At 39.7% G+C, this 11,610-nt stretch carries 13 protein-coding genes; 8 read left to right on the forward strand and 5 right to left on the reverse strand.

Annotated elements, in window-relative coordinates; translation table 11 throughout:
- Positions 1-99: 99 nt before the first annotated feature.
- The gene (locus FTT99_RS05635; RefSeq protein ID WP_180078557.1) at positions 100-447 is read right to left on the reverse strand and encodes a Spx/MgsR family RNA polymerase-binding regulatory protein; all 348 of its coding nucleotides are present in this window, start codon (positions 445-447) and stop codon (positions 100-102) included.
- A gap of 629 nt (positions 448-1,076) precedes the next feature.
- Positions 1,077-1,895, reverse strand: coding sequence for an exodeoxyribonuclease III (locus tag FTT99_RS05640; protein ID WP_078193225.1), 819 nt, complete (start codon positions 1,893-1,895; stop codon positions 1,077-1,079).
- Between the two features lie 40 nt (positions 1,896-1,935).
- Here FTT99_RS05640 and pyrE point away from each other — a divergent pair, with 40 nt between their 5' ends.
- Positions 1,936-2,586, forward strand: coding sequence for an orotate phosphoribosyltransferase (gene pyrE, locus FTT99_RS05645; RefSeq protein ID WP_078193224.1), 651 nt, complete (start codon positions 1,936-1,938; stop codon positions 2,584-2,586).
- A 330-nt stretch (positions 2,587-2,916) separates the two neighbouring features.
- Here pyrE and FTT99_RS05650 read toward each other — a convergent pair whose 3' ends face one another.
- Positions 2,917-3,828 (reverse strand): LysR family transcriptional regulator, encoded by a 912-nt coding sequence (locus tag FTT99_RS05650; protein WP_180161303.1) that lies wholly within the window; start codon positions 3,826-3,828, stop codon positions 2,917-2,919.
- A gap of 98 nt (positions 3,829-3,926) precedes the next feature.
- Between FTT99_RS05650 and FTT99_RS05655 the strand changes: the two genes are divergently transcribed.
- The 3 genes from FTT99_RS05655 (at position 3,927) to FTT99_RS05665 (ending at position 5,215) form a co-directional block, all read left to right on the forward strand.
- On the forward strand, positions 3,927-4,535 hold the full coding sequence (locus FTT99_RS05655; protein WP_078194113.1) for an FMN-dependent NADH-azoreductase: 609 nt from the start codon (positions 3,927-3,929) through the stop codon (positions 4,533-4,535).
- Between the two features lie 142 nt (positions 4,536-4,677).
- The gene (locus FTT99_RS05660; RefSeq protein ID WP_168370261.1) at positions 4,678-4,938 is read left to right on the forward strand and encodes a type II toxin-antitoxin system RelB/DinJ family antitoxin; all 261 of its coding nucleotides are present in this window, start codon (positions 4,678-4,680) and stop codon (positions 4,936-4,938) included.
- Complete coding sequence (locus tag FTT99_RS05665; protein WP_168370260.1) at positions 4,925-5,215, forward strand: type II toxin-antitoxin system YafQ family toxin; 291 nt, start codon at positions 4,925-4,927, stop codon at positions 5,213-5,215. The genes FTT99_RS05660 and FTT99_RS05665 overlap by 14 nt, the downstream gene beginning before the upstream one ends.
- Positions 5,216-5,260: 45 nt before the next feature.
- Here FTT99_RS05665 and FTT99_RS05670 read toward each other — a convergent pair whose 3' ends face one another.
- Positions 5,261-5,458, reverse strand: a complete 198-nt coding sequence (locus FTT99_RS05670) for a DUF3565 domain-containing protein (RefSeq protein ID WP_180024624.1) — start codon at positions 5,456-5,458, stop codon at positions 5,261-5,263.
- A gap of 126 nt (positions 5,459-5,584) precedes the next feature.
- Entirely contained in the window at positions 5,585-6,487 is a 903-nt protein-coding gene (locus tag FTT99_RS05675) for a GGDEF domain-containing protein (protein ID WP_180131200.1), read from the reverse strand.
- Positions 6,488-6,811: 324 nt separating this feature from the next.
- Between FTT99_RS05675 and gshB the strand changes: the two genes are divergently transcribed.
- From gshB to FTT99_RS05695, 4 genes are all read left to right on the forward strand, one after another.
- A complete protein-coding gene (gene gshB, locus FTT99_RS05680; protein ID WP_180131198.1) occupies positions 6,812-7,756 on the forward strand; it encodes a glutathione synthase in 945 nt (314 codons plus the stop codon).
- Positions 7,757-8,058: 302 nt separating this feature from the next.
- The gene (gene murG, locus FTT99_RS05685) at positions 8,059-9,156 is read left to right on the forward strand and encodes an undecaprenyldiphospho-muramoylpentapeptide beta-N-acetylglucosaminyltransferase (protein WP_078190577.1); all 1,098 of its coding nucleotides are present in this window, start codon (positions 8,059-8,061) and stop codon (positions 9,154-9,156) included.
- Between the two features lie 14 nt (positions 9,157-9,170).
- On the forward strand, positions 9,171-10,619 hold the full coding sequence (murC, locus tag FTT99_RS05690) for a UDP-N-acetylmuramate--L-alanine ligase (RefSeq protein ID WP_078190576.1): 1,449 nt from the start codon (positions 9,171-9,173) through the stop codon (positions 10,617-10,619).
- Between the two features lie 59 nt (positions 10,620-10,678).
- Positions 10,679-11,608 carry a D-alanine--D-alanine ligase gene (locus FTT99_RS05695; RefSeq protein WP_180131195.1) on the forward strand — a complete coding sequence of 310 codons (930 nt, stop codon included), beginning with the start codon at positions 10,679-10,681 and terminating at the stop codon, positions 11,606-11,608.
- The last annotated feature ends 2 nt before the right edge of the window (positions 11,609-11,610 follow it).

The following is an 11,610-nucleotide window of genomic DNA, read 5'->3' on the forward strand; positions in this document are numbered from 1 at the left end:
GACATGATTCAAACAAAAAGCCTGACAATGTCAGGCTTTTTTATAGCCTATTTTCAGCCATAATTGAACTAGAGCCGTGCATGAGTGTGATAAAAAAATTTATTTCAATGCACGGTAAGCGCTTTCATCAAAGCCAATCAATAAATCGCTACCTGTATCGAGTACAGGACGTTTAATCATGCTGCTATGCGCTATTAAACATTGAATCAAATTTTCTTCACTGGCTAACGCTGTCTGTTGCTCTTCTTCACTGAGTTTTTTCCATGTTGTGCCTTTTTTGTTAAGAATCACATCAGCGCCTTTGGCATTAAGCCATTTTTTTACGGTTTCAGCATCAATCGCTTGTTTTTTATAGTCATGAAATTCGTAGCTTAGGCCTAATTCGTTGAGCAAGTCGAAAGCTTTTTTCATGGTATTACAGTTTTTGATGCCATAAATTTTAAGCATGAACAGGTGTCCTCAATTATTCAAACAATAAGATAAAAATACAATTCAGCATTATCCTACAGGCTAATTCATCAATGCTCAAAGCTCGATCTGGATGTGGATTGAGAAATAAATGTTTTGCTGTAAAAGTCGCATGTAATAAATATTGGGTATTGTCATCAAAACGACATTTTGGTCTTTTAGAATAGCCTACAGAACAAAACGATGCTCAGAAAAGAAAGCGATGCAATAACAAGAAAATTCAGCTTAAGGTTGCACAGTCAAAAGTAGAAAGAAAGCGAGAATAAGAAAATGCTGTGCAGATCGAATTTTTAGCTGTTTTATTTGGGGGATGTTTGAGTCTATAGATGTGGGGACTAGATAAGAGAAAACCCGCATTTAATCATCCTGATCATGCGGGTCTCAATCCAACGTCCATTGTCACATCCTTGAAAACAAGCTAAATCATTTAGTTTGTTTTTATACTTCCTTCGGCGTCCAATCCTTTTATGTCATCCTGACATGTCCCTTTGCCGTGCGACCATAATGCTATGTTCAAGTTATGAGATAAATCCACAAATTCGTCATGTAATGTGAGAAATAAGCTCTAATTGAGTAAACAATCGTTCACTCAATTAATTGTTGGAAGCTTAAATTTTATAATCAATAATCACAGGGGCGTGGTCGCTAAACCATTCATCTTTAAATATCCAAGCATTGACTGTACGTTCTTTCCAGTCTGGTGAACATGCATGGTAGTCGATACGCCAACCCACATTTTTGGCACGCGCTTGTCCTCGGTTAGACCACCAAGAGTAAAGCTCGGCTTCTTTACGTACCTCACGGAAGGTGTCGACATAGCCAAGCTCATCATAAATATGATCGAGCCATGCACGTTCATGTGGTAAGCAGCCTGAAGCCTTTTGGTTCCCAGACCAATTTTTAATATCAATACGTTTATGCACGATGTTGTAGTCACCGCAAACAATCACTGACTTATTTTCAGCACGCCATTGCTTCAAAATTTGTTGATATTCGCCTAAAAATAGGTCTTTGCGCGCCTGAGCTTCTTCACCCGATGAACCAGAAGGCAGGTAGAGCGAGCAAATATGTGCAGTTTGTCCAAGTCCTAAATCGAACTCAGCAGAAATAAAGCGGCCTTGAGTGTCTGCCAATTCAAAACCTAAACCATCTGTCACTGAAACAAAAGGTAGGCGGCTATAAATCGCAGTACCGGCATAGCCTGGGCGTTCTGCAGGGAAAAGGTGTGTAAACCAACCTTCGGGTTTAAATTTATCGGTCCATTGTTCATGGGTAATGCGGCTTTCTTGCATGCAGATGACATCGGCATCTGAAGTTGCCATCCAGTCAAAAATACCTTTTTTTTCAGCGGAACGCAGGCCATTCACATTAATTGAAACGACACGTAAAATTTTTTGATCACTTGGATAGCTACTCTTTGGTATCATGCTCAGGTTTAACCTCAAACTTAAAAAAATGGAGCACCTCATGACAGCGCAAGCGGCATTTAATCCACAAGCTTTTATCGAACTCGCATTATCACGTGGTGTGCTTAAATTTGGTGAGTTTACTTTAAAATCGGGTCGTGTGAGTCCTTATTTTTTTAATGCAGGTCTACTAAACGATGGCGAGGCCTTATCATTATTGGCTTCTGGCTATGCAGCTAAATTAACAGAATGCGATAATGTGGAAGTGGTCTTTGGTCCAGCTTATAAAGGTATTCCATTTGTAGCAGCAACGGCTGTCGCACTGTCACAGAACCATGGTGTGAGCGTACCTTGGGGCTTTAACCGTAAAGAAGCGAAAGACCATGGCGAAGGCGGTGTATTGGTTGGTGCGTCTGTTGAAGGTAAAAAAGTCTGGATTATTGATGATGTGATCACTGCGGGTACAGCGATTCGTGAAGTAGTGACTATTCTGAAAAATGCCGGTGCACAAATTGCGGGCGTATTGGTGGCGCTAGACCGTCAAGAAAAAGGTCAGGGCGATTTGTCTGCGATTCAAGAAGTACAAAAAGAGTTAGAAATTCCTGTACATGCTTTAATCACTATGAAAGATTTAATGACTTTCTTAGATGCAAAAGGCGAAACTGAAGCTTTAGCGAAAATGGAAGCGTACCGTGTGAAGTATGGGATCTAAGATTTTTTAGATTTTAAGGTTATAAAAAAGGAAGCGGAAGCTTCCTTTTTTTGTGTAGTTTTGAGATTAGGATTGTTGAATTTAGCTAATCAAAAATGTGGAAAAATTGATTGGTTGGTATTCATGAAACGTGAAAAATCATTAAAAAAGCCAACCCGAGATGATTGGGTTTTTCTCTATCATATAACACTATGATTTTTAAGGAATAAAAAAGCATTTCGTATAGCGCGTATTATGTTAATTTTAGGAAAGCTTAATAAATCCGTGTTTAAAAATTAAACTAGAAAGATTTTGTATTACTATCAATTTAGAATTCCTCTCTTATAAATCTTATTTAATGACGCTATCTTTTTGTATTGATGAAGCTATTTTATCAATGGTAGTACGAACACGTATTGGTAAGAAATTTGATCTTTTCCATACAATTTGAATAGGATAGTTAGTACTTGAATAGTTAGTAAGTAGGTGTATTAATTGACCACTTTGTATATATTCTTGAATCAACCAGGAAGGTAACCAACCAATTCCTCCATGCATTAGTACATAATCTAATATGCTTTTTATGTCATCCATTTGAACTTTATTTTTTGGCAAATATTTCATAGTTTTATGATGAGAACTTTGAAATATCCACTTTTCAAGCTGCCCATTTTTCAAATATCCAATAGTCTGATGGTTATCTAAATCTTTGATGCTCTCAGGAACCTGGTATCTTTTTAAATATTCAGGTGTGGCACAGAGCCACATTGTATGCTCAGAAATCTTTTTAACCATTAATTGACTATTATCTTCTAAATTACCAATTCTTATCACTAGGTCATAATTATCTTCAATTAAATCAATATAACGATCATTAAAAGAAAGAACCATATTCAAATTTTGATGTTCATCTGCTAAGTCTCTTAATATCGGAACTATGAACTTTTGTCCAAATAATACAGGCATAGAGATACGTATCATTCCCTGAATATTTTGATTATTACTTTCAAATAATGTCTCAGCTATTAATAATTCTTGTACAGCCCGCTGGCTATGTTCATAGAAAATACTACCTTCTTCTGTGAGAGCTAAATGACGTGTATCTCTGTTAAAAAGTACTACTCCGAGCTGTACCTCAAGCTTTGAAATCATCTTACTGACAGCGGAACGAGTCAGATGTAATTTTTCTGATGCTTTAGTAAAACTTCCTTGTTCAACAACACTAATAAATGCCATCAAACTTTTCAGATCATTAACACGCATATTAGTTCCAATTGGGAATCAATGAGTTGATTTATTATCACTTTTGTATCCAATTTATCAATGATAATCTAATTAAAATTCATATTAGGAACCTTACTATGAACAGAATTTTAGTTATCAAATCTAGTTTTATGCAGGAAAAATCTCTAAGTAATCAGCTCATTAATAAATATTTATATAGACGTAAGCAAAGTGGTTATGTTGACCAAATAATTGAACATGATCTAGGAGCTATGAACTTACCAGTATTAAACTTAGAGATATTTAATGCCTTACGTGGAGAGGCGAATGAAAAACCTGAGGTAAAAGCAGCAGTAGCTCTCTCTGATCAATTTATTCAAGAGCTGAAAGATTGTGATCTATTATTGATTGCAGCACCAATGTATAACTTAAATGTACCAACCCAATTAAAAAACTGGTTCGACTTAATTGCACGAGCACGAGTAACTTTTCAATATACAGAAACCGCACCCGTAGGATTAATTAAAGGTGTTAAATCAATTATCTTTAGTTCACGTGGTGGTTTTCATCAAGATCTTCCAACAGATGCTGTTACAGCATATTTAATAGCAGTATTAGGATTAATTGGTATTGATAAGGTAGATTTTATATATGCTGAAGGCACTGATATTAAACCATTAGGGAAATCTAAAGCACTTGAATTAGCTTCACAGCAAATTGCTTTACAAACGAACGTAGGATTGTAAGTATATTCTTCCTTATGGCAATGAAATTATAATTTTCTATTGTTCTAAGGTTCCTATTTAACATAATGGCTGTTATACGAATTGAATTTTTTTTCATCTAAGAATATAGTATGATTAACAATGTTAATCATAGGAGCTTAACATGGCTTCAAATGCCTTAGTGACTACTCGTATTAATGAAAATATTAAGCATGAAGCAACGGAAGTTCTCGCATCAATGGGCTTAACTGTCTCAGATGCAGTCCGTTTGTTGTTGACCAAAGTAGCGAAAGAAAAGGCTCTACCTTTTGAAATTTGGCAACCCAGTGCTGAAACTATTGCAGCGATGGAAGAAGATCTAAGCAAAGCAAAGAGCTTCACTTCTGTAAAAGATCTGATGGCTGATCTTAATGCGGACGATTAAGTACACCTCTGCATTTAAGAAAGACTATAAACGTGAGAAAAAAGGGCAACATCGAAATACAGTAGATGCTGAACTACAAACAGTTTTAGAGTTACTACAAGCCGATGAACCTCTACCTGAAAAGTATCGTGACCATGCTTTGGTCAGCAATTGGGTGGGTCATCGTGATTGCCATATCAAGCCTGATCTTGTTTTAATCTATAAGAAAACAGAAGAAGGTGAACTGCTAATTTTAAAATTAGTCAGATTAGGCAGTCATAGCGAATTAGCAATTTGACCTAAAAAACAGTCCTTAATTGAGGGCTGTTTAACATAAAATCTCTTATACGAAACTCTCTTCATCACACTTCTTACATTCCAACATTACCCCTAACTTTTCTTTCCGTCCTTGCTCAGTGATAACCCAAGGACGGTTTTGCCATGGAGGATCATGTCGGACATGCTGTGTATGGCCACAAGCTAAAATGGCATACCAATGATTTTCATCATCCAAGGCAAAATCAACAATGGCTTGCTGCATATCAAAAACCTATCTAAATTAAAATGATGCTGAAAAAGGGAAAAGAGTTCATCTTGAACAATTACAACGGTTTGAATATCAAATTGCTAAATAAACTGTGAAATTTGGTTTATTTCTGCCGCACGCTTAGGCCGCGACAATTCTATTTTTCCCGCCATGTTTGGCTTTATACAGCGCTAGATCAGCACGTTTAATTGTATCTTCGTAGGTACAATCTTCAGGCATGATGGTTGTCACTCCTATGCTCACGGTGACATGCGCGTTATCTATTGAAAACCGACTTAATTCTTTTCTGGAATGTTCATGAATCCGTTTGGCAAACTGAATGGCCTGATCGCAGCCCGTGTTGGGCAAGGCGACCACAAACTCATCTCCACCTAAGCGGCAGGCGCAATCGGTCTTGCGCAGCGTTAAACGAAGAATATCTGCGACTGCTCGGATTGCTTCATCACCAACATGATGACCTTTGCTGTCGTTGATTTTTTTGAGGTTATCAAGATCTAACATCAAGATCGAGGTCTGTATGGAATGCCGTAGGTATGACTCATAATGTAATGCTAAGTCATGCTCTAATTTTCTTCGGTTGAAAAGACCGGTTAACTGATCTGTATGGCTGAGTTCCTTCAGCTTGATTTCCAAGTTGTGACGCGCTGAAATATTACTTGCGACCCAAAGTACAACGTCTTCTTCATCTACCGAAAAACTGAGGGATTGGATGCGCACCTCAAACCAAATGGACTCTTCAGGACCATAATCGGGCAGACCTTTTACATCCCTATTGCTCAATTCGTACTCTTCGATGAGTAGATTTCCTGACGCTAGAGCTTGGTCGATCAATTGCATAAAAAAGTTGGCTTTATCTGGCTTGATCACATCTGAAATATAGGTACCAACAAGACCGGAACCATCGTGGTAATAACGATTATCGCGCCCGCCAAAAACTGCAACGTATTTTCCACTACGTGATATGACAAATGCAGGGTCTGGTAAAGCATCAAGAATGATAGCCATCTGCTCAATGTTGATCATCAATGAATTCTATTTTTTATTTACAATAATTAACACAATAGCTAAAAAAAATAAAAAATCACGTATTTTTTAACCAAAAATAGGGCTAAGTATATTTGGAAGTAATTAAACAGGTAGCAATGCTTTTGTATTTATTTATACAGACCTATCAAATGATATTATTAAAGCTTATTTCCATTATTGAGATAAGGTGGATGATAGAAATGTTTTTAAATATTGCATGCATCACACGAATCCATACATACACATGCAAAATCAGAATAAACAAAAGAAAAATCTCGGCTATACTCATTCATAAATTAATAATGAACAGAGCACTGAATAATGCGTGTACTTGTTGTGATGGATCCCATCGAAAATGTAAACCTAAAAAAAGATACCTCAATGGCGATGCTATGGGCAGCAGCACGTCGTGGACATGAGCTAGGCTATGCATTACAGCAAGATTTATATATCGATCACGGCAAAGCCTTTGGTTTGATTTCACCGCTAAAAGTTTTTGAAGACTACAATCACTATTTTGAACTCGGCGAAAAACAAAAAGAATCAATTGCTGCTTATGACGTAGTTTTGATGCGTAAAGATCCGCCGTTTGATATGAACTTTGTCTACACCACCTATATTTTGGAACAGGCTGAACGCGAAGGTGCGTGGATTATTAACAAGCCGCAAAGCCTGCGTGACTGTAATGAAAAGCTATTTGCGACCCAATTCCCTGAGCTGCAAGTGCCGACGTTAGTCACCTCACAACAGAGCTTAATTCGTGAGTTTTTACAAGAACATGGTGATGTGATTGTAAAACCTCTAGATGGTATGGGCGGTATGGGCATTTTCCGTTTATACCAAGATGGCGTAAACATTGGTTCAACTATTGAAATCCTGACCAATAACGGCACACAGCCGATTATGGCGCAGCGATACATCCCCGAAATTGTGGATGGCGACAAGCGCATCTTGATGATCAATGGCGAACCCGTACCGTATTGTTTGGCGCGTATTCCGCAAAATGGTGAAGTGCGTGGTAACTTGGCGGCAGGTGGTTTGGGCGAGGCGCGTCCATTGACCGAAAATGATAAAGCCATTGCAGCCAAAGTTGGGCCATTCCTTCGTGAAAAAGGTTTAGTCTTTGTTGGTCTGGATGTGATTGGTAATTACGTGACTGAAATTAATGTCACCAGTCCAACTTGCGTACGTGAAATTGATGCGCAATTTGGCACCTCGATTGCCGATGATTTATTTGATGTCCTTGAGGCAGGTTTAAAAGCTTAATTTTGCACTAGATTTAAAAGAGTCCTTCAAGGGCTCTTTTTTTGTCCTGCGCTAAGGGGAGGGGAGCTTAAAAAGCAAAAAACTGTAAGTGAATGCAATTAAAGTGAAAAATTGTCTGATTTTTTTTCAATTCTCATAGATTAATAATAAAACTAGTTTAAACTTTTAAAATAGTAGAAAAAAACAATCATACGCCTGTTGAAAAAAAGTAAATTACCTTTCACGGTCATGCGTTTGTGATTACAATTGTTTGCTTAAAATCGAATATCATTAGCCTCTTTTTAGAAATGAAGAATTAGACAGTGACCGAAGTAACGCAAGTAAAGCCGAAACATGTCATGATGATGGCTGCCGGAACCGGTGGTCACGTCTTTCCAGCGCTCGCTGTTGCCAAAGAGTTGCAACAACAAGGCTGTGAAGTTTCTTGGCTCGCAACGCCAACAGGCATGGAAAATCGCCTGCTTAAAAATCATAATATTCCAATTTATCAAATTGATATCCAAGGCGTACGCGGCAATGGAGTCGTGCGTAAGCTGATGGCACCGTTTAAAATTCTCAAAGCTACTTTGAGTGCCATGCGTTATATGAAACAACTCAAAGTTGATGCAGTTGCAGGCTTTGGGGGTTACGTGGCTGGGCCAGGTGGCTTGGCAGCTCGTGCATTGGGCATACCAGTCATTATCCATGAACAAAATGCTGTAGCAGGTTTTACCAATACGCAGTTGTCACGTGTGGCTAAAATTGTCTGTCAGGCATTTCCAAATACCTTTCCTGCACAAGATAAAATCGTAACCACAGGTAATCCTGTACGTAAGGAAATTACAGAAATTTTAAATCCGTCATGGCGTTACCAAGAGCGTGAAAAAGCTGGTTTGCCATTACGGGTTTTAATTGTGGGCGGCTCATTGGGTGCACGTGCCTTAAATGAATGTGTGCCAGCTGCCTTACAGCAATTAGAACAGCCCCTGAGTGTATATCACCAGTGTGGTCAAAATAATGCTGAAAGCACATTGGCTCGTTATGCAAATGCACCTGAACATATGCAAGTTGACGTTCAGCCGTTTATTGAAGATATGGCAGCAGCCTATTCTGCAGCGGATTTGATTATCTGCCGTGCTGGTGCACTAACCGTCACTGAAATTGCGACAGCGGGTGTAGCAGCCGTCTTTGTTCCTCTGCCAAGTGCAGTGGATGACCATCAAACTGCAAATGCAGGGTTCTTGGCCAATATCAATGCTGCAAAAATTTGCCCACAAGCGGACATGACCGCAGAAAGTTTAACAGCGTTGTTGAAGCCGCTGATGAATCGCCAACGACTTATGGAAATGGCGGTTAAGGCTCGACAACAGGCACAACCCGATGCGACACAGCACGTGGTTGGTTTAATTCAAGATTTGTAAAATTCGAGTAATCTATGTCTCCATCAACGCCTGCCGATCAAGCGAAAAAGCTCATTAAAGTGCCAGAAATGCGCCGTATTAAACACATCCATTTTATTGGGATTGGTGGTGCGGGCATGTGCGGTATTGCCGAAGTATTGAAAAACCAAGGCTATAAAGTTTCAGGTTCAGATATTAAAGCGTCGAAAACCACGGCTCAGCTTGAAGAAAATGGCATTCAAGTTTTCATTGGTCATGCTGCTGAAAATATTCAAGGCGCTAATGTAATCGTGGTATCAACAGCCATTGATTCTGAAAACCCGGAAGTGAAAGCGGCGATTGAAACCCGTACACCTGTCGTGCGTCGTGCAGAAATGTTGGGTGAATTAATGCGTTACCGTCATGGTATTGCCGTTGCGGGGACGCATGGTAAAACCACGACTACCAGTCTTGTGACCTGCATGTTGGCAGAAGAAAATCTGGACCCAACTTATGTCATTGGTGGTTTGTTAAATCGTACAGGTGTGAATGCTGCATTGGGTGCAAGCCGTTATATCGTGGCTGAAGCAGACGAATCAGATGCGTCATTCCTGCATTTACAGCCGATGGCAACGATTGTCACCAATATCGATGCTGACCATATGGATACCTATGGCGGTAGTTTCGATGTATTGAAAGATACCTTCGTACAATTCTTACAGCGCCTTCCATTTTACGGTTTAGCTGTGATGTGTGGTGATGATGCCAACATCCGTGAAATTATGCCGCGTATTGGTCGTCCTGTCGTGACGTATGGTTTCAATGAAGACAATGACATTCGTGCTGTTGATGTGGCTCAAGAAGGCATGCAATCACACTTTACCGTATTGCGTAAAGACCGTGAGCCGTTACGTTTAACCATTAACTTGCCGGGTCTTCATAACATCTTAAATGCTTTGGCAGCGATTGGTATTGCAACGGATGAAGGCGTTTCTGATGCTGCGATTGCGCGTGCCTTAGAAAGCTTCAGTGGCGTAGGTCGTCGTTTCCAAGTACAAGGCGAATTTGAAGTTGAAGATGGCTTGGTGAAATTGGTCGATGACTATGGTCACCATCCAAAAGAAGTCGAAGCGACCATTAAAGCGGCACGTGCAAGTCATCCAGATCGTCGTTTGGTGATGATGTTCCAACCGCACCGTTTTAGCCGTACGCGTGACTGTTTTGATGACTTCGTCGATGTCTTGTCACAAGTTGATCAACTCTTGTTATTGGAAGTTTATCCTGCGGGTGAAAAACCAATTGTGGGTGCGGATAGTCGTGCATTGGCTCGAAGCATTCGTCTACGTGGTGAAGTTGAGCCGATTCTTATCGATCCAGTAGAAGGCAACTTACAAGCAGTAATGAAAAAAGTGTTACAAGCAAATGACTTGTTATTAACACAGGGCGCAGGTAATGTTGGAGCAATCTCAATCGAACTTGCTCAAAACAATCTCTATGTAAAATGATCACCGCTTGGTGATCCAAAGTTTGTTTAGACCGTAGATAAAAGTTTAAGGATATAAACGTGTCAAATGCTTCAAAATTCGGCAAAGTTGCCGTGTTATTAGGTGGGAAATCTGCCGAACGTGAGGTTTCTCTCGATAGTGGTAAAGCTGTACTTGAAGCATTGGTGCATTCGGGTGTAAATGCCGAAGCATTCGATCCGCAGCAACGCAGTGTGACTGAGTTGGTGGCTTATGACCGTGCATTTATCGTACTTCATGGCCGTGGTGGTGAAGATGGTCAAATTCAGGGTACTTTGGAATGGTTAAACATTCCGTACACTGGAACGGGCGTTCAAGGCTCGGCGATTGGTATGGATAAAGTCAAAACTAAACAAGTTTGGCAAGGTTCAGAACTACCGACAGCACCATATCGTATTGTCAGTAAAGATTCAGATTTACAAGAAATTGTAGATTCAATTGGTTTGCCATTTATCATCAAGCCCGTGCATGAAGGTTCAAGCATTGGTATGAGCAAAGTTGAAAAAATTGAAGACTTTGCAACCGCAATTGCAAAAGCGACCCAGCATGATGCAGTCGTGATGGCTGAAAAATGGATTACCGGACGTGAATTTACCATTGTGATTTTAAATGGTCAGGCTTTACCGGTGATTCGTTTAGAACCGCCTGCAGATGTGGCTTTTTACGATTACGAAGCGAAATATAACCGTAACGATGTGCAATATGGTATTCCATGTGGCTTAACTGAAGATGAAGAAAAGCGTCTACAAGCTTTATCTTTACGCGCTTTCCAAGCGGTAGGTGCGAGTGGTTGGGGGCGTATTGACGCGATGCAGGATGCAGAAGGAAACTTTTGGTTACTTGAGGTAAATACTGTTCCGGGGATGACCAGTCATTCTCTAGTGCCAAAAGCTGCTAATGCTGTAGGTTATAGTTTTGAAGATCTTTGTGTTGCAATTTTGGAACAAACCTTAACAGGTGCGGCACACTAAAT

The organism is Acinetobacter sp. YH12040, from assembly GCF_013420005.1.
GTDB lineage: Bacteria > Pseudomonadota > Gammaproteobacteria > Pseudomonadales > Moraxellaceae > Acinetobacter > Acinetobacter amyesii.

Coding starts and splice junctions, on each gene's coding strand:
- FTT99_RS05655 (WP_078194113.1), top strand. CDS start 3,927: ATGAACAGAATTTTAGTTATCAAATCTAGTTTTATGCAGGAAAAATCT.
- murC (WP_078190576.1), top strand. CDS start 9,171: ATGTCTCCATCAACGCCTGCCGATCAAGCGAAAAAGCTCATTAAAGTG.
- FTT99_RS05650 (WP_180161303.1), bottom strand. CDS start 3,828: ATGCGTGTTAATGATCTGAAAAGTTTGATGGCATTTATTAGTGTTGTT.
- FTT99_RS05640 (WP_078193225.1), bottom strand. CDS start 1,895: ATGATACCAAAGAGTAGCTATCCAAGTGATCAAAAAATTTTACGTGTC.
- FTT99_RS05635 (WP_180078557.1), bottom strand. CDS start 447: ATGCTTAAAATTTATGGCATCAAAAACTGTAATACCATGAAAAAAGCT.
- FTT99_RS05660 (WP_168370261.1), top strand. CDS start 4,678: ATGGCTTCAAATGCCTTAGTGACTACTCGTATTAATGAAAATATTAAG.
- pyrE (WP_078193224.1), top strand. CDS start 1,936: ATGACAGCGCAAGCGGCATTTAATCCACAAGCTTTTATCGAACTCGCA.
- gshB (WP_180131198.1), top strand. CDS start 6,812: ATGCGTGTACTTGTTGTGATGGATCCCATCGAAAATGTAAACCTAAAA.
- FTT99_RS05675 (WP_180131200.1), bottom strand. CDS start 6,487: ATGATCAACATTGAGCAGATGGCTATCATTCTTGATGCTTTACCAGAC.
- FTT99_RS05665 (WP_168370260.1), top strand. CDS start 4,925: ATGCGGACGATTAAGTACACCTCTGCATTTAAGAAAGACTATAAACGT.
- FTT99_RS05670 (WP_180024624.1), bottom strand. CDS start 5,458: ATGCAGCAAGCCATTGTTGATTTTGCCTTGGATGATGAAAATCATTGG.